16 protein-coding genes, 1 pseudogene and 1 riboswitch are annotated in these 15,596 nt (G+C 68.7%); of the genes and pseudogenes, 4 read left to right on the top strand and 13 right to left on the bottom strand.

Annotated features, from left to right (window positions below; translation table 11 throughout):
- Window positions 1–2: 2 nt before the first annotated feature.
- Together ACZ5Z2_RS12740 and ACZ5Z2_RS12735 are read right to left on the bottom strand one after the other, a co-directional pair.
- Window positions 3–2,408, bottom strand: coding sequence for a penicillin acylase family protein (locus tag ACZ5Z2_RS12740; protein ID WP_464758960.1), 2,406 nt, complete (start codon window positions 2,406–2,408; stop codon window positions 3–5).
- Window positions 2,405–3,211: a phosphodiester glycosidase family protein gene (locus ACZ5Z2_RS12735; protein WP_464758959.1), complete on the bottom strand. Its 807-nt coding sequence runs from the start codon at window positions 3,209–3,211 to the stop codon at window positions 2,405–2,407. Before ACZ5Z2_RS12735 ends, ACZ5Z2_RS12740 begins: the two co-directional genes overlap by 4 nt.
- Window positions 3,212–3,308: 97 nt before the next feature.
- Between ACZ5Z2_RS12735 and ACZ5Z2_RS12730 the strand changes: the two genes are divergently transcribed.
- From ACZ5Z2_RS12730 to ACZ5Z2_RS12720, 3 genes are read left to right on the top strand one after another with little or no spacing between them, the layout of a single operon-like run.
- The gene (locus tag ACZ5Z2_RS12730; protein ID WP_464758958.1) at window positions 3,309–3,797 is read left to right on the top strand and encodes an NUDIX hydrolase; all 489 of its coding nucleotides are present in this window, start codon (window positions 3,309–3,311) and stop codon (window positions 3,795–3,797) included.
- Entirely contained in the window at window positions 3,776–4,195 is a 420-nt protein-coding gene (locus ACZ5Z2_RS12725) for an NUDIX hydrolase (RefSeq protein WP_464758957.1), read from the top strand. Before ACZ5Z2_RS12730 ends, ACZ5Z2_RS12725 begins: the two co-directional genes overlap by 22 nt.
- Before the next feature lie 46 nt (window positions 4,196–4,241).
- Window positions 4,242–4,583 carry a zinc ribbon domain-containing protein YjdM gene (locus ACZ5Z2_RS12720; RefSeq protein ID WP_464758956.1) on the top strand — a complete coding sequence of 114 codons (342 nt, stop codon included), beginning with the start codon at window positions 4,242–4,244 and terminating at the stop codon, window positions 4,581–4,583.
- Window positions 4,584–4,586: 3 nt separating this feature from the next.
- Here ACZ5Z2_RS12720 and ACZ5Z2_RS12715 read toward each other — a convergent pair whose 3' ends face one another.
- Together ACZ5Z2_RS12715 and parC are read right to left on the bottom strand one after the other, a co-directional pair.
- On the bottom strand, window positions 4,587–5,066 hold the full coding sequence (locus ACZ5Z2_RS12715; RefSeq protein WP_464758955.1) for a hypothetical protein: 480 nt from the start codon (window positions 5,064–5,066) through the stop codon (window positions 4,587–4,589).
- Between the two features lie 334 nt (window positions 5,067–5,400).
- Window positions 5,401–7,638 (bottom strand): DNA topoisomerase IV subunit A, encoded by a 2,238-nt coding sequence (gene parC / locus ACZ5Z2_RS12710; protein ID WP_464758954.1) that lies wholly within the window; start codon window positions 7,636–7,638, stop codon window positions 5,401–5,403.
- A gap of 682 nt (window positions 7,639–8,320) precedes the next feature.
- Here parC and ACZ5Z2_RS12705 point away from each other — a divergent pair.
- Window positions 8,321–8,749: pseudogene (locus tag ACZ5Z2_RS12705) on the top strand (IS110 family transposase); the annotation flags it as partial.
- 9 nt (window positions 8,750–8,758) lie between these two features.
- Here ACZ5Z2_RS12705 and ACZ5Z2_RS12700 read toward each other — a convergent pair.
- The 9 genes from ACZ5Z2_RS12700 to ACZ5Z2_RS12660 all read right to left on the bottom strand — a co-directional run bounded on the left by ACZ5Z2_RS12700 (window position 8,759) and on the right by ACZ5Z2_RS12660 (window position 15,557).
- Window positions 8,759–9,091, bottom strand: a complete 333-nt coding sequence (locus tag ACZ5Z2_RS12700; RefSeq protein ID WP_464758953.1) for a type II toxin-antitoxin system RelE/ParE family toxin — start codon at window positions 9,089–9,091, stop codon at window positions 8,759–8,761.
- Window positions 9,092–9,097: 6 nt separating this feature from the next.
- Entirely contained in the window at window positions 9,098–9,373 is a 276-nt protein-coding gene (locus ACZ5Z2_RS12695) for a ribbon-helix-helix domain-containing protein (protein WP_464758952.1), read from the bottom strand.
- Between the two features lie 128 nt (window positions 9,374–9,501).
- Complete coding sequence (gene cfa / locus ACZ5Z2_RS12690; RefSeq protein ID WP_464758951.1) at window positions 9,502–10,620, bottom strand: cyclopropane fatty acyl phospholipid synthase; 1,119 nt, start codon at window positions 10,618–10,620, stop codon at window positions 9,502–9,504.
- A 5-nt stretch (window positions 10,621–10,625) separates the two neighbouring features.
- Window positions 10,626–10,964, bottom strand: a complete 339-nt coding sequence (locus ACZ5Z2_RS12685; protein ID WP_464758950.1) for a DUF190 domain-containing protein — start codon at window positions 10,962–10,964, stop codon at window positions 10,626–10,628.
- Window positions 10,965–10,980: 16 nt separating this feature from the next.
- Complete coding sequence (gene crcB, locus ACZ5Z2_RS12680; protein ID WP_464758949.1) at window positions 10,981–11,382, bottom strand: fluoride efflux transporter CrcB; 402 nt, start codon at window positions 11,380–11,382, stop codon at window positions 10,981–10,983.
- Between the two features lie 54 nt (window positions 11,383–11,436).
- Window positions 11,437–11,829, bottom strand: a complete 393-nt coding sequence (gene crcB / locus ACZ5Z2_RS12675) for a fluoride efflux transporter CrcB (protein WP_464758948.1) — start codon at window positions 11,827–11,829, stop codon at window positions 11,437–11,439.
- A gap of 58 nt (window positions 11,830–11,887) precedes the next feature.
- Window positions 11,888–11,977, bottom strand: a riboswitch (Fluoride riboswitch).
- A 39-nt stretch (window positions 11,978–12,016) separates the two neighbouring features.
- Entirely contained in the window at window positions 12,017–13,120 is a 1,104-nt protein-coding gene (locus ACZ5Z2_RS12670; RefSeq protein ID WP_464758947.1) for a DUF2235 domain-containing protein, read from the bottom strand.
- Between the two features lie 90 nt (window positions 13,121–13,210).
- Window positions 13,211–14,992, bottom strand: a complete 1,782-nt coding sequence (locus tag ACZ5Z2_RS12665; RefSeq protein ID WP_464758946.1) for a DUF885 domain-containing protein — start codon at window positions 14,990–14,992, stop codon at window positions 13,211–13,213.
- Window positions 14,993–15,080: 88 nt separating this feature from the next.
- The gene (locus ACZ5Z2_RS12660; RefSeq protein WP_464758945.1) at window positions 15,081–15,557 is read right to left on the bottom strand and encodes a hypothetical protein; all 477 of its coding nucleotides are present in this window, start codon (window positions 15,555–15,557) and stop codon (window positions 15,081–15,083) included.
- Between the last annotated feature and the right edge of the window lie 39 nt (window positions 15,558–15,596).

Here is a 15,596-nt window from a genome sequence, read left to right as displayed (position 1 = left end):
GATCAGCCCGCCGGCTCCAGCACCAGCGTGTGCAACGCGGGGCCGGGCAGCAGCGGCGTGGGGCGGCCGTGCACCCAGTCCTCGTGGCCCGCGCCGAAGTACGGTGACAGCGGATGGTCGCTCTGGCCGCCGGGCATTTCCAGGATGCCCTGCGCCTCGTGGCCGGGCGATACGTCCAGACGCTCGGAGGCGCCGAAGCCGGGGCTGGCCACGCGCGGCATGTCGTTGCCGCCGGGCAGTTCGTCGTCGGGCATGTCGAGGAAGCGCGCCACGAAGCCGGGCAGGGCGCGCGACAGCGGATGGTCGATGCCGGCGCGGTTGATCTCGCCCCAGCGGCGCGCGGCGAGGCCGCCGGGCTGGCTGCCCAAGGTGTCGGCCACGCGGCGCGCGGCATCCAGCAGCAGGGCATGCCAGCCCGCGTATTTCGGATCGAGCAGGTTGGCCGGTTGATGCTGCACCAGCAGCCATACCGCGGCCTCCGGGTCGCCGAGGCCGGGCCAGGCGAAGTCGGGATACTTCGCCTTGACGCGTGCGGCGAACGGCGCGAGCACGGCGTCGTGCACCTCGCGGCGGAAGGCGCGTACCAGCCGGTAATCCACGCTGCCGGGATCGGCGCGGCCGTGCCAGTCGGCGGTGAGTTCGCGCAGTTGGCGCAGGGCAGGTTCCCGTGTGTCGGCGAGCGTGTCCTGCAGCAGGTGTTGCCAGCGGGCGAGGAACAGCGCGCGGTCGTCGAGCTGGATGCCGAGCAGGTCGGCAGGCGCGAAGTTGGCGCGCGCGTCCAGGTCGTCGCGGATCTGCCGCGCACGCGCGCCGAGGTCGTGGCCGCCGTTGCCGAGCAGGGCCAGCGCGTCGCCGCCCACGGTGCGATTGTTGGCCGTCCACAGCCGTCCGCTGGCGGGATCGAGCACGCGCGGATACTGCGCGGGCGCGGCCCAGCCGATCCAGCCGGTGCCGGGGCGCGACCAGTCGGCGGGCCGTTGCGGGTCGTAGCCGGTGCGCAGCGGCACGCTGTTGCCGGCGATCGTCCAGCCGATGTGGCCGGCATCGTCGGCCACCAGCAGGTTCTGCGGCGGCATGCCGAACGTCGGCGCGAGATCCAGCGCCGCTGCCGCGCTGGCGGTGCGTTCCAGCCGCATCAGGTCGAGGTTGTAGGCGCGCGGCTGCTGGGCGATCCAGGCCAGCGCCAGCGGCGTGCCGTCGGCGTCCTGCGCCATGATCGGGCCCCAGCGCGTGTCCTCCACCTGCAGCGTGCGCGGCGCCTCGCCCTTCACGCGGATGATCTCGTCGTGCGTCCGGATCGGCGCCCAGCCGTCCGGCGTGCGGTAGCGCGCGGGATCGTTCGGGTCGCGCAGCACGCGCACCCAGTCCAGCCAGTCGCCGTAGCTGTTGGTGAAGCCCCAGGCGATCTGGCCGTTGGAGCCGACCACCATGGCCGGCGTGCCGGGCAGGCTCACGCCGACCACGTCGCGCTCGCCGTGCGGCGCGCCGGGATCGGGGTAGCGCAGGCGGGTGCGGAACCAGATGTCGGGCACGCGCAGCGCGAGGTGCATGTCGTTCGCCAGCATCGCGGCGCCGTTGCCGGTGAGCGCGCCGGTCACGGCGAAGTTGTTGCTGCCGGGGCGCAGGTCGTCGTGGCTGGGCGCGAGCACGGCGGCGAGGTCGGCGACGGTTTCCGGCGCTTGCGTGCGCAGGTCGAACACGCTGGCGTCGGGCGGCACCGGCTGTGGCGACGGCGGGCCTTGCAGCGGTGCTTCCCACGCGGGATCGGGCGCGAGCAGGAAATCCACCAGCGGGCCGGGCAGCGCCGCGCGCATCTCGCCGATGCGCAGCTCGCGCGTGTCGTGGCCGTCGCCGTTGAGGTCGAGGTACATCGCGGCGATGGTCAGCAGCGTGTCTTCCGAACGCCACGGCTGCGGCTTCTCGCGCAGCAGCAGGTATTCCCACGGCCGCACGCGCAGCGCGGCGAGGCCGGCGTTGACGCCGTCGCGGTAGCGGTCGAGCTGCCGGCGCTGTGCCGGCGGCAACTGCGCATAGGCGGCCTCGGCCACCGCGCGCAGGCGATGGCGGCGATGGTCGAGATCGACGGGCAGCGCCGCGGCGCCGACCAGTTCGGCCAGCTCGCCCGCGGCGACGCGGCGCGCCAGATCCATCTGGAAGTAGCGCTCCTGCGCGTGCACGTAGCCCAGCGCGTAGTCGATGTCGTCGCGGCTGCGGGCGGTGAAGGTGGCGGTGCCCAGCGCATCGCGCTGGATCTCCACGCGCGCCCGCACGCCGTGCACCCGCACCGCGCCGTCCAGCCGCGCGCGGCTGCCGGCGAGCAGGTACCAGCCGGCGCCGAAGGCGGCCAGCAGCAGGGCGGCCACGGCGGCCGGCAGGACACGCCACCAGCGCAGTCGGCGCGCGCTCATTGCGGCACGAACACCGCGAAGATGCCCGCGTAGGGCTTCACCAGGAAGGCCGGCGCGCCGGCGTAGCCTTCGCCTTCGACGAAGATCTGCGAGATGCTGCCGTCGAGGTAGAGCGCGTCGCGGCAGCCCAGCTTGTCGCGGAACAGCCGCGCGAAACCGTGGAAGTTCACCGGCACCTCGCTCACCGCGAACACCACTTCGGTGGGCGACTTCGCGCACACGCCGCTGCGCCATTTCAGGCTGCCCGAGTCGTCCACGAACTGCGGGTTGAGCTGGCCGGCGATCACCAGCATCGGGCCGGACTGGGTGGCCCAGCGCACCGGCTTGCCGTCGGCCTTGAACTCGGCGCTGGTGCGCACCGCGGCATGGCCGTCGGGGTAGATCGCGAACACGCCGTTCGGCAGCAGCGAGAAATTGCCCGAGGCGGGATTGCCGTGCGCCATGTTCAGCGGCACCAGCGTTTTGCCGTCTTCCACGTGCAGGCCCAGCGGCTTGTTCTGGCGGTCGTAGATGCCGGCGTTGGCGGCGAACAGCAGGCGCTGGCCGTGCGCCTCGCCCCATTGCTGCAGGGTCTCGATGTCGCCGTAGGCGTCGCCGCTGGCCGGGTCGAGCCAGTGCAGGCTGAGCGGGTCGTGCTTCAGATCCAGCGTCACCACGCGGTAGGCCTGGCCGTCGAAGCTCAGCTCGCGGCTCACCGGCCCGCGCGACGACGCGCTGCAGCCGGCCGCGCCCGCGAGCAGCGCCAGCAGCAGGAGTGGACGCGGAAACCGGAGGGCGGAGCGGGGGCGGGACGTCGTGCGCATGGGGACGATGGTCGCCGCCCTGCGCGGGTCGATGCAAGCCTGCGTGTGGCCGTGGCCGCCGCCGCTACAATGCACGCTTTCCGCGGCCGCATTCGCCATGCCCTACACGCCCATCGTCGCCACGCTCGGCTACGTGCTCTCGCCCGATCGCACGCAGGTGCTGATGATCCACCGCAACGCGCGCCCCGACGACCAGCACCTCGGCAAGTACAACGGCCTCGGCGGCAAGATGGAGCCGGGCGAAGACATCGCCGCCTGCATGCGCCGCGAGATCCGCGAGGAAGCCGGCATCGAATGCTTGTCGATGCAATTGCGCGGCACGCTGAACTGGCCCGGCTTCGGCAAGCAGGGCGAGGATTGGCTGGGCTTCATCTTCCTGATCGACCGCTACGAAGGCACGCCGCTGGCGAGCAATCCCGAAGGCACGCTGGAATGGGTGGCGCGCGACAAGCTGATGGAACTGCCGATGTGGGAAGGCGACCGCCACTTCCTGCCACTGGTGTTCGACGACGACGCGCGGCCGTTCCACGGCGTGATGCCGTACAAGGACGGCCGCATGCAGTCGTGGTCGTACAGCCGGCTTTGAGCGAGGCGCCGCGCATCCGCATCGTCGCCGCGGTGATCCGCGACGGCGCCGGCCGCACCCTGCTGGTGCGCAAGCATGGCGCGGAGGTGTTCCAGCAGCCCGGTGGCAAGCGCGATCCGGATGATGCCGACGACCTCGCCACGCTGGCGCGCGAGCTGCGCGAGGAACTCGGCTGCGCGCTGCGCCCCGGCTCCGCGCGCTTCCTCTGCCGCGCCAGCGCGCCCGCCGCCAACGAGCGCGGCCACGTGGTGGAGGCCGAGGTGTACGAAGTGAGCGTGGACGGCGAGCCGAGTGCGCAGGCCGAGATCGCCGAGCTGCGCTGGCTCGATCCCGCCGCGCCCGGCGTGCCGGTGGCGCGGCTGAGCCTGGAGCACATCCTGCCGTTGCTGTACGGCTGAACCGGATGGTTCCGGTAAAATGGCCGCCTCCCCGCAAGGCCGCGCCATGTCCGCCATCCCTTCCTGCCCGCAGTGCACGCTCGAGAACACCTACCCGGACGGCGACAACTACGTCTGCGCCGACTGCGGCTACGAATGGCCGCAGGTGGAGCAGGCGCCCGCCGAGTCCGCACAGGTTGTGCGCGACTGCAACGGCAACGCGCTGGCGGCGGGCGACACCGTCGTCGTCGTCAAGGATCTCAAGGTCAAGGGTTCCTCGATCCCACTGAAGCAGGGCACGGTGATCCGCAACATCCGCCTCGTCGAGGACGATGCCGAACACATCGAAGGCCACTCGGACAAGATCAAGGGGCTGGTGCTGAAGACCTGTTTCCTGCGGAAGGCCTGATGCCTACCACCCGCGGCCGTGGAAATGTCCCTGGCCCACGCCGATGGAGAAGCTGACGCCGCCCTTGGGATGGTCGCAGTCGCCGAGGTTCTTGCTGACGCTGACGGTGCCGGTCTGGTAGTTGCCGCTGGTGTGGTTGCCGGCCATCACGCCCATGCCCACGCTGCCGTGCATCTGCGGCTGGTTGTAGGTGGAGTCGTCGCAGGTCTGCGTGCTGGCGCTGCGGTCGTCGGTATTGCCCATGCGGCCGCTGGTATCGCCGTAGTACTCGCCGGGCGCGCTGCCGGGATTCGACGTGCTGGCGCTGCTGGCAGGCTTGGCCGTGCTGCCGCTGGCGGCGGGCAGATCGGAGGGCATGTGGTTGACCTGGGGCAGCTTGAGGTTCAGCGGCGGTGGGGGCTGGTTGGAGGTGGTTTGTGCCCAGGCCGCGCCGGCGAACAGGCTGGCGGCGAGCAGGGCGGTGGCGATGCGTGGGGTCTTCATGGGGAAACTCCGGGGCTTGCCGCGTTCAACGCGTGAGGGACGGCGGCGTGCACACCTTAAGGAAACTCCGGGTTTTGCTCGTCATTCCTGCGAAGGCAGGAATCCAGTGCCATTGCGTTCATAGTTTGGAGGCACTGGATCCCAGCTTTCGCTGGGATGACGAGCAAGAAGCCGATTGATTAAGCCTTCTTTAAGGTTCGATGCGCGGTGCCAACGGAGTTCCATGGGGGATCTTTGCGACCTTGGCCCCTCACCCCAACCCTCTTCCTCGCTCCTCAAAGCAGGGCCATCCATGGCCCTTCCCCGCGTCCCGGAGGGGAGAGGGGGAGTTTCGTCAGCCGGTGGTTTCGATGCGCTCCACGCGGCGCAGGCCGCGCGGCAGCAGGCCGCCGCGGGTGGCACGGTTGCCGCCGTATTCCACCAGGTCGGCCCAGCGCAGGGTGAGCTTGCGCGCGCCGGCGTACATCGTGACCTCGCCCTTGCCCTCGGCCACCACGGCGATGCCGGCCACGCGCTCGCCTTCCGCGAGCTGCTTCTTCGGCACCTCGATCAGCTTGTTGCCCTTGCCCTTGTCCAGCTCCGGCAGCTCGGCCACCGAGAACATCAGCAGGTGGCCTTCGCTGGTGACCACCACGATGCGGTCGCGCGCCGGGTCGGCGCTGGCCTGCGGTGCCAGCACTTTCGCGCCGTCGGTCAGCGAGATGATCTGCTTGCCGGCCTTGTTGCGGCCGGTGAGTGCCTCGAAGCGGGTGACGAAGCCGTAGCCGAAGTCGGTGGCGAGGATCAGGCGCGTGTCGTTGTCGCCAGCGACGATGGCGTCGAAGCTGGCGCCCGCCGGCGGCGTGAAGCGGCCGGTGAGCGGCTCGCCGTTGCCGCGCGCGGAGGGCAGGGTGTGTGCGGGCGTGGAGTAGCTGCGGCCGGTGGAGTCGATCACTGCCACCTGCTGGGTGGTGCGCGCCTTCGCCGTGGCGAGCAGACCGTCGCCCTCGCGGTAGCTCAGGCCTTCGGCGTCGATGTCGTGGCCCTTGGCGGCGCGGATCCAGCCCTTCCGGCTCAGCACCACGGTGACCGGCTCGCTGGCCACCAGCGCGCTTTCGTCCAGCGCCTGCGCGGCCTCGCGCTCTACCAGCGGCGAACGGCGGGCGTCGCCGTACTTCTCGGCGTCGGCGCGCAGCTCGTCCTTGATCAGGCCCTTGAGCTTGGCCGGCGACTTCAGCAGCACGTTGATGCGCGCGCGCTCCTCTTCCAACTGGTCGCGCTCGCCGTTGATCTTCATTTCTTCCAGCCGCGCCAACTGGCGCAGGCGGGTCTCGAGGATGTAGTCGGTCTGCTCCTCGCTGAGGCCGAAGCGCGCCATCAGCACGACCTTCGGCTCCTCCTCGGTGCGGATGATGCGGATCACCTCGTCCAGGTTGAGATAGGCGATGCGCAGGCCTTCCAGCAGGTGCAGGCGGCGCTCGACCTTGGCGAGGCGGTGGTTGAGGCGGCGCGTCACCGTATTGGTGCGGAACGCCAGCCACTCGCCGAGGATCTTCTTCAGATCCTTCACCTGCGGGCGGCCGTCCAGGCCGATCATGTTGAGGTTGACGCGGAAGCTCTTTTCCAGATCCGTGGTGGCGAACAGGTGCGGCATCAGCTCGTCGGCGTCGACGCGGCTGGAGCGCGGCACCAGCACCAGGCGGATCGGGTTCTCGTGGTCGGACTCGTCGCGCAGATCCTCGATCATCGGCAGCTTCTTCGCGCGCATCTGCGCGGCGATCTGCTCGAGGATCTTCGAGGGGCTGACCTGGTGCGGCAGCGCGGTGATGACGATGTTGCCTTCCTCGCGCACGTACACCGCGCGGGCGCGCACCGAGCCGGTGCCGTTCTGGTACATCGCCAGCAGTTCGTTGCGCGGAGTGATGATCTCCGCCTCGGTGGGGTAGTCCGGGCCCTTCACGTGCTCGCACAGCTCGGCCACCGTGGCCTCGGGCTCGTCGAGCAGGCGGATGCAGGCGGAGGCCAGTTCGCGCAGGTTGTGCGGCGGGATGTCGGTGGCCATGCCCACCGCGATGCCCATGGAACCGTTGAGCAGCACGTGTGGCACGCGCGCGGGCAGCCACGAGGGTTCCTCCAGCGTGCCGTCGAAGTTCGGCACCCAGTCCACCGTGCCCTGGCCCAGCTCGCCCAGCAGCGCCTCGGCGATCGGGCTGAGCTTGCTCTCGGTGTAGCGCATCGCCGCGAAGCTCTTGGGGTCGTCCGGCGAGCCGAAGTTGCCCTGGCCGTCCACCAGCGGGTAGCGGTAGGAGAACGGCTGCGCCATCAGCACCATCGCCTCGTAGCACGAGGTGTCGCCGTGCGGGTGGAACTTGCCGATCACGTCGCCGATGGTGCGCGCGGATTTCTTGGGCTTCGCACTGGCGGCCAGGCCAAGCTCGCTCATCGCGTACACGATGCGCCGCTGCACCGGCTTCAGGCCGTCGCCCACGAAGGGCAGGGCGCGATCCAGCACCACGTACATCGAGTAGTCGAGGTAGGCGCGCTCGGCGTATTCCTTGAGCGGGATCTGTTCGTAGTTGGCTTGCAGGTTCATGCAGGGGTTTTCTGGCACGGGCAACCGGAGGATGGTGCCAGATCGGCCGGGTGGGGGACAGCTTGACGCGTGGCGCATGGCTGCGGGGCGAGGCTGTGCGCCGGTGGCGGCGGCGTCCCGTGGACACTGGCATGCCGCGACCGGCAGGGTCGGGGTTCAGGCTCCCGATGCTGGGCAAAAAGCCTGGAAAGCCGGGTGGCGATCTCGAAACGGCGAGCAAAAAGCTTGGGAGGCCAGCCTCAAGGCTCGGGACGCCGGGCCAGGAGCTCGGGTCGTCATGCTTTGGGCTCGGACTGCCGAGCAAAAAGCCCGGATGAGAGCCTGCGTGCGGTGGACGACCTGTTGACGAAGTGGCGACTTTGCGACACACGGCGCCTGCCGAGAACGAGATGGACGCGCAAACCCACACCGGCGCGCACGCTGCAAAGGCCGACCAAGCGCCCGCGAACAACACACGCAGGCTGGCCGGAAGCATAACGAAGAAACGATGCTGATGCGAAGCGCGGCCGAGATGCTGGCATCGACCGGGCGCCAACCCGGAAATGCTCTTGAAGCCTAACGCTGGAATTAGGCGGCGGCGAAGCCGTCCGCTTGGATGAGTAAAAAGAGACTTCCCCTCCTTTCGGCCTCAAGGGCCATGATGGTGTTGCGACACAACCGTCACTACGAAGAGGAAGTCTCCATGAGCACTATAACCATCGGCGTGGATTTGGCGAAGAGCGTGTTTTCGGCGTGCGAGATGGACGCGACCGGTCATGTGCTGCGGCGGCAGGATCTGCGGCGTGAGCCGTTCGGTCTGTGGCTGGCCCAGCAGCCGGTCGGCACGGTGGTGGCGATGGAGGCGTGCAGCGAGGCGCACGATTGGGCGCGGCGCTGCCTGGCGTATAAGCTGCAGCCGCGGATCATCGCCGCGCAGTTCGTCAAGCCGTTCCGCAAGGGCAACAAGGCCAAGAACAATCGGGCCGATGCCGAGGCGATCGACACCGCAGCGCGCTAAGGCAACATGCGCTTCGTGCCGGTCGAGTCGGTCGATCAGCAAGTGCGACTGTCCTGGCATCGGGTGCGTGAGGGCTACAAGGCCGAGTCGCTGGCCATCGGCAACCGGATCCGGGCGCGTGCTTCATAGGGCATAGAGCGGAGCGTGCGGCTCGTGCAGCGTGCTTTCATAATCCTCGCCGCCGAAGTACACGCCGACCACGTAGACGTCGTCTGGTTCGACCACGATGGCGATATTCGCTGAATGACCGAATCCGATCACATGCAGGCCGGGGAGGATGTCGGGTCGCGGATGACCGCGCTGGGGAAAGGTGGCCAGATCACGGAAGTAATCCAGCAAGCTGGCGATGTAACGGTCGGCGATCGACGAGCCCGCATGTCGTGCGATGTAGTCCCACTGGAGGGCCAGCTTTGCCTGGACGGCTTCATCCACCGTGACCCTGTAGATCTTTGGCATTGAGGCTCAGGCCTTTTTCCTGCCATGCCTGATCAGGGCGTCCTGCATTTGATCGACGGACAGGCCGCGGCTTGGGTTGGCCTTCAAGGCCTGGTAGTTCGGCACTACTTCATCGCGCAGCCATCGTTCCACGGCTGCGTTGCGGGCTTCGAGGGCACGCAGGCTGTCGCTGATGACGGCGCTCACGCTGGCATATTGGCCCGAGTCGGCCAGCGCCTGAACCTGCCGTGCCTGTTCAAGCGGCAGCGAGATGCTGAGTTTGGTACTGCGCGTGCCGGGCATGCCCGAAGCCTCGATGATGGTGGGAAATGATCCTACCACCGGGTGGATTCGCGCGCTTCGGTATTGCGTGGCTCATGGTGCGCCAATGGATGCGCCAGGCTGCCCTGAACCTTGCGGGGCCGCAGACTTCAACGCGGCACGCGCAACCCACCCGGCACGCCGTTCGGGCTCAGCACCAGTTGCCACAACTGGTCGCGCCGGCTGCGAAACACGGCGGCGGAGGCGGCGAGATAGTAGTGCCACATGCGGTGGAAGCGTTCGTCGTAGGTTTTCGACAGTTCCGGCCAGGCGGCGTCGAAGTTGGCGCGCCAGGCGGTGACCGTGCGGTCGTAGTCGGCGCCGAAGTTGTGCCAGTCCTCGACTACGAACATGCCTTCCAGCGCGGCCGTGACCTGGCTGGCGGCGGGGATCATGGAGTTGGGGAAGATGTATTTCTCGATCCACGGGTCGGGCCGCGCGGGCGTGTTGTTGCTGCCGATGCAGTGCAGCAGCGAAAGGCCGTCTTCCTTCAGGCAGCGCCGCACGGTTTCGAAATAGGCGCGGTAGTTGCGGCCGCCCACGTGTTCGAACATGCCGATGGAATAGATGGCGTCGAACGGTTCGTCGAGTTCGTGGTAGTCCTGCAGGCGGATCTCGATGGGCAGGCCCTTGCACAGCTCGCGGGCGAACTCGGCCTGCTGTTGCGAGACGGTGATGCCCACGCCTTCGATGCCGTGGCGCTCCGCCGCGTATTTCAGCGCCACGCCCCAGCCGCAGCCGATGTCGAGCACGCGCTGGCCGGGCTTGAGTTGCAGCTTGCGGCACACCAGGTCGAGCTTGGCTTCCTGCGCGGCGTCGAGGTTGTCCGCCTGCGCCCAGTAGCCGCAGGAGTACATCTGCCACTGGCCCAGCATGGCGGCGAACAGGTCGTTGCCGAGGTCGTAGTGCGCCTTGCCGATCTCGAAGCTGTGCTCGCCGCGTTGCAGGTTGACGAAGCGCGCCTTGAGGTGGGCGATCAGGGTGTCCAGCGTCTTGAGGTGTTCATCCAGATGCGAGGTGAGCAGTTTCGTCATGAGGCCGGGTAGGTCGTCCGCGTCCCACCAGCCGTCCATGTAGGCCTCGCCCAGGCCCAGCGAGCCGTGCGCGAACACGCGCGCGTAGAGGTGGTCGTCGTGCACGCGCAGGTCGGTGGGGGCGCTGCCGTCGAGGTGGATGCCGGCGTGTTGCAGCAGGTCGTCGGCACGTTGTCGCAGCGAGTCCTGGCTCATGCCGATCACTCCTTGCCGAGGATGCCGATGCTGGCCGGCTCGCGGGCGTAGACCAGTTCCACGCCGGCCTGGCGCACGAGGTCGAGCAGGGCGTCGGCCTCGCTCCCGCGCAGCAGGAACTCCACCTTCACCGGCAGGTCGTCGGCCAGCTCGAAGAAGGCCTCCTGGTGCAGCACGCCGTGGCGGCCGAAGCCGGCGATGGCGCGGAACACCGAGCCGCCGCCGAGCTTGTGCTTCTTGGCCTGTTCCAGCAGCCATTCGGACAGCAGCAGGCCGTCGTGCCGCGCGTGGAGGTGCGTGTAGAAGCGCAGGTAGACGCCGTCGATCAGGGTTTCCTGGGTCATGTCCGTTTCCTTCGAATCAGTGGGCGCCGGCGGGGCGGCGCAGGATGCTTCGCATGAGGAAGATGCCGAGCAGGGTGAGGGCCAGGGTGCCGAAGAGGTGGGCTGCCACATGCAGGCCGAACCACAGGTACTGCCCGTGCAGGAGCAGGGTGTTGGCTTCGGCGGAAAAGGTGGAGAAGGTGGTCAGCCCGCCGAGGAAGCCGGTGGCGGCGAACAGGCGCACCGCCGGCGGCAGGGTCTGGAAGCGTTCGAACACGCCCATCAGGCAGCCCATCAGCAGGCCGCCGATGAGGTTGGCGGCGAGCGTGCCGGGCGGCAGGTTGGGGAAGGTGTGGTTGAGCAGCACGGCCAGGATCCAGCGCAGCCAGCATCCGAGCAGGCCGCCCAGGCCCACGGCCAGGAATCCGGGGAAATTCACGATGCGGCCTCCTGTCTGGCGCTCCGGTAGTTCGAGGGGGTTCGCATGGGCATGTCAGTGCAGCACGATGCGGACGAGGACGATGCCGAGCATGGTCAGGCTGAGCGTGCCGGCCAGGTGCGCGATCACGTGGATGAACGTCCACAGCGACTGCCGGCGCAGCAGCAGCGTGTTGGCCTCGGCGGAAAAGGTGGAGAAGGTGGTCAGCCCGCCGAGGAAGCCGGTGGTGGCGAACAGCTGCACCGCGTGCGGTATCGCCGGGTAGTGGCTGAATACGGCCATCACCAGGCCCATCACGATGCCGCCGATCAGGTTGGCGGCCAGCGTGCCCAGCGGCAGGGTGGGGAACACCGGGTTCAGCAGGATGCCGAGTATCCAGCGCAGCCAGCAGCCCAGCATGCCGCCCAGGCCCACGGCAACGAATCCAGCAAAACTCACGTTGGGCATCTCCTGTCTGCGTGGCGATGGGTTCGCGACGACAGGCACGCCTGCGCCGCCGGAATCCGGTGGTGCAGGCATCATCAGCTTCGGTGCGTGCGCACTGGAGCGGTTCGTTCCGCGGGGGAACGGGAGGCATGCCATCTCCCTCATGCCCGCATCGTAGCGGATGCGGCGCGGAAATGACCAATCGCGCTCAGGCGACGCCCGGTGGCGGCACGATCACATCGTTGCGCAAGGCCTGTTCCAGCGAAGGCGAGCGGTAGTCGGCCAGCCTGGCGTGCCGCCACACCGATGCGTCGATGGTCTCGTTGACGCCGCCGCCGATCACGCGGTCGAACGGCGGCTTGAACAGCTTGTAGATGCCGCCCATGAACTCGCCGTAGGAGTCGCGCGGCACGCCGTGGTCGGCATCGGGCGAGGGCGTGAAGGGTTCCGTGCAGGCCAGGCCGGCGGCCATCGCCTTGCGCTGCAGCCACGCCAGCGCGATGTCGGGCAGCGGGTCGGGCGTGCGGCCGGCGCCGTCATGGTCGTTGCCGCCGCCCACGTCGGCGTGCGCGCCCACGAACCAGCGCTGTTCCACCTCGATCTGCTCGGCTTTCTTGTCGGTGGGCCGTTCGCCGGGAGCGAGCATGTCGGGGTTGCGCGTCCACTTGGTGGGCGCGAAGTCGGCGCGGTGTTCGTCCAGCGCCAGCGCCTGGTAGGCGTGCTTGACGATGTAGCTGAGGTCGGTGTCGTGGAATTCGTAGTGCGCGCGGGCGAACGGGAACCACGCGGCGGTGTCGGGTATGCCGAGCGAACCCACGGTGTCCCACACGCCGATGAAATGGACGTCCGTTTCGCTTGAGCGCGCGGCGCGCCAGGCCACGGCGGGGGCGTCGCCGGGCTTGACCTTGGTGTCGCGGTAGAAGGTGTAGGCGGCCTCGATGGCCTTCTCGTCGACGCCGCCATCGGCGCCGCGGCGCAGCAGGCCGCATTTGCGGATCAGTCCGCCCAGGCTGCGCGCGGTGTAGGCGCCGCGGCTGAAACCGAACAGCCAGATCTCGTCGCCGGGCTGCCATTGGCGGCACAGCCAGCGGTAGCCGTCCTTCACGTTGCCGGACAGGCCGTAGCCGAACGCGCCACCGAGCAGGTGGGTCATGCCGGGCGCCACGCCCACGCCGGGGATGTATTCGACGAGCTGTTCGACGCCGGCCACGTCATGCGGCGCGATCAGCCGGCGCAGGCGTTCCACGTTGGTGTTCGATTCCGGCTTGTTCCAGGTGCCGTCGAACAGTGCGATCAATCGGCGCGTGCTCATGTCGTCCTCCGTCGCGGCGTGCGCCGCAGCCATCGAAACGTCAGGTCGCCCGTGCGTCCGCGCCTTGCCTGGCGCGGACGGCGCGCTGGCTCACAACACCGGCGAGTCGTCCCCCAGCATCGCCTTGCGCACGATGGCGATGGGCGCGAAGCCCTGCTGCATGAAGGCGTCGTGGAAGCGTTCGAGGTTGAAGTCCTTGCCCTGTTTCTTTTCCACGTCGGCGCGCAGTTTCTGGATCTCCAGCTTGCCCAGCGTGTAGTAGAGGTAGGTGGGGTCGGAAGTGCCGCGCTTGGTTTCCACCTCGCCCACGGCGCGCGACTGGTAGCCCTCCTTCACGAAGAAATCCACCGCCTGCGCCATGGTCATCTGGCCGGTGTGCAGCTTGATGCCGACGATGAAGCGCGCGTTGCGCAGCAGCGCATCCTGCAGCTGGCCGAGGCGCAGCAGCAGTTGCTGGCGGCGGTCGTGCGGGTAGAGGTATTGCGCCAGACCTTCGTCCAGCATCATCTGCTCGCAGTAGTGCGCCCAGCCTTCCACGTTGGTGTTCGCACCCAGCAGCTTGCGCACGCGGTCGTTCAGGTGGTGCATCCACAGGAACTGCACGTAATGGCCGGGATAGGCCTCGTGCGTGGCCACGCTGTTGATCACCGGGTAGCTGAACTGCGCCATGAATTCGTCGGTGTGCTGCTTGTCCCACGACGGGTCGGGCAGGGTGACGTTGAGGTAGGCCTCCTTCGCCACCGTCTCGTAGGGCCCGGGCGTGTCCATCGAGGCGAAGGTGGTGGCGCGCATGAAGGGCGGCGTTTCCTCCACGATGGGACGCACGTCGGAGGGCACGGTGATGATGTGCTTCTGCCGGATGAAGTCGACCAGCTTGCCGAGGCTGTCGCGGAACACGTCCAGCAATTTGTCCGGCGCGGGATGGTCGGCGGCCAGTTCGGCCAGCACCTGCCGGGGCGTCTTGCCGGGGTCGAGCTCGTGCGCCACCTTGGCGAACTGCTGCTGGTTCGCGCGCATGTTCGCGGTGTCGATGGCGATGAGCTGGGCCAGCGGCAGGGTGACCATCTCGTCGTACTTCAGCTTGTCGCGGTAGGCCTGCGCGCCGAGGCGGAAGTCGCCGTGCGAGCGCGGCAGCAGATCGGTCTTCAGCCACGCCTGGTAGTCCTGCAGCGCCTTGACGACCGCGCCGTTGCTGGCGGCGAACTGCTGCTTGAGATCCGCGTCGGCGACATCGGCGAAGGCCGAGGGCACGTCGTGCTGGAAGAAATCCACCAGGCCGGGCAACTGCTCCAGCGCGATCTGGGTGTAGACCAGCGGCGGGTCGTCGAGGTTCTGGCGCGCGTCGGCCAGCGCGGCGGGCATCTGCTTCTCGCGGGCGATCAGCGCGCGCAGCCGCGTCTCGGGCGAGGCGAACTTGCGCTCCATCAGGGTGAACGCGCTGCTGGCGATGCCGCTGGAATAGTTGTCGGGATTCTTCTGCCACGGCCGGATGGTTTCGAGCGTGAGCAGGGTGCTGCGGATGTTGTTGAGCACCAGCTCGCGGTCGCCGCGCACGAATTCGCCCAGCGTCTTCGGGTCGACGGCCGACACGCGCACTTCCCACTGCTTCAGCGCCTTGACGTTGGCGTCCACGCCGGCGTGCGAGTAGTCCTCCAGCTTGCCGTCCCAGGCATGGAAGCCGTCGGCGGTGGCGGTGCTGGGGTTGGTGGGGAAGTAGTAGCTGTCGAAGTACTGGTCGGCCAGTCGCGTGAAGGCCTGGTCGGCGGCCGTCGCCGGTGCGGTAGCGGTGGATGTGGGCTGCGCGGCAAGCGCGGTGCCGCCCAGCGGCAGGGCAAGGGCGATGGCGCAGGCGATCCGGCTGAGCGGTGTCATCGTGAGGGTTCCCCGTGGCGTGATGGATCGCATCGCGTGCGGGCGATGCGGCAACGGGACAAGCGTAGCGCAGCGTGCGCCGCTGCGTTTACGGCGCGGAGCCGATGGGCAGCAGGCCGCGTTCGAGCAGCCAGCGCCGCGCGTTCTCCGCGTCCTGCTCGAACCAGGCGCGGGTGGAGCCGAGCCGGAAGCTGTAGCCCCAGGCGTCCATGTCCGCCATCAGGCGCGCGCGGCCCACGCCCGGCAGCTCGTCGGCCAGCACGATCTGCAGGTAGCAGGTGGCGTCTTCCTCCTCGATGGAATCGGTGGCGTCGGTGTGCACGGCGGCGCGCCGCTCGGGCGGCAGCACGATCAGGTGGCAGGCCTCGTGCAGCAGCGAGTGCACCGGCGTGTCGGCGCGCGCGTGGACGTCGTGGCCGATGATGCCGGCCTCCTCGTCGCCCCAGTAGCTGCCGGGAATCGGCGCGCCGTCGGCCACCCGGTGCAGGGCGAGGCCGTAGCGGGCGAGCAGGGAATCGACGCTGGCGGTGTCGATGTCGGCGAGGCGTAGTACGGGGCTGGACATTGCGCTCCCTCTCCCCTCCGGGGAGAGGGTTGGGGTGAG

The sequence above is a fragment of the Rhodanobacter sp. G1 genome (assembly GCF_055397855.1).
This window is presented reverse-complemented; position numbering and strand designations above follow the sequence as displayed.

Bases quoted from the DNA above. Each gene is read 5' to 3' on its own strand.
- ACZ5Z2_RS12740 (WP_464758960.1), bottom strand. From the start codon at position 2,408: ATGAGCGCGCGCCGACTGCGCTGGTGGCGTGTCCTGCCGGCCGCCGTG.
- ACZ5Z2_RS12735 (WP_464758959.1), bottom strand. From the start codon at position 3,211: ATGCGCACGACGTCCCGCCCCCGCTCCGCCCTCCGGTTTCCGCGTCCA.
- ACZ5Z2_RS12730 (WP_464758958.1), top strand. From the start codon at position 3,309: ATGCCCTACACGCCCATCGTCGCCACGCTCGGCTACGTGCTCTCGCCC.
- ACZ5Z2_RS12720 (WP_464758956.1), top strand. From the start codon at position 4,242: ATGTCCGCCATCCCTTCCTGCCCGCAGTGCACGCTCGAGAACACCTAC.
- ACZ5Z2_RS12715 (WP_464758955.1), bottom strand. From the start codon at position 5,066: ATGAAGACCCCACGCATCGCCACCGCCCTGCTCGCCGCCAGCCTGTTC.
- parC (WP_464758954.1), bottom strand. From the start codon at position 7,638: ATGAACCTGCAAGCCAACTACGAACAGATCCCGCTCAAGGAATACGCC.
- ACZ5Z2_RS12700 (WP_464758953.1), bottom strand. From the start codon at position 9,091: ATGCCAAAGATCTACAGGGTCACGGTGGATGAAGCCGTCCAGGCAAAG.
- ACZ5Z2_RS12695 (WP_464758952.1), bottom strand. From the start codon at position 9,373: ATGCCCGGCACGCGCAGTACCAAACTCAGCATCTCGCTGCCGCTTGAA.
- cfa (WP_464758951.1), bottom strand. From the start codon at position 10,620: ATGAGCCAGGACTCGCTGCGACAACGTGCCGACGACCTGCTGCAACAC.
- ACZ5Z2_RS12685 (WP_464758950.1), bottom strand. From the start codon at position 10,964: ATGACCCAGGAAACCCTGATCGACGGCGTCTACCTGCGCTTCTACACG.
- crcB (WP_464758948.1), bottom strand. From the start codon at position 11,829: ATGCCCAACGTGAGTTTTGCTGGATTCGTTGCCGTGGGCCTGGGCGGC.
- ACZ5Z2_RS12670 (WP_464758947.1), bottom strand. From the start codon at position 13,120: ATGAGCACGCGCCGATTGATCGCACTGTTCGACGGCACCTGGAACAAG.
- ACZ5Z2_RS12665 (WP_464758946.1), bottom strand. From the start codon at position 14,992: ATGACACCGCTCAGCCGGATCGCCTGCGCCATCGCCCTTGCCCTGCCG.
- ACZ5Z2_RS12660 (WP_464758945.1), bottom strand. From the start codon at position 15,557: ATGTCCAGCCCCGTACTACGCCTCGCCGACATCGACACCGCCAGCGTC.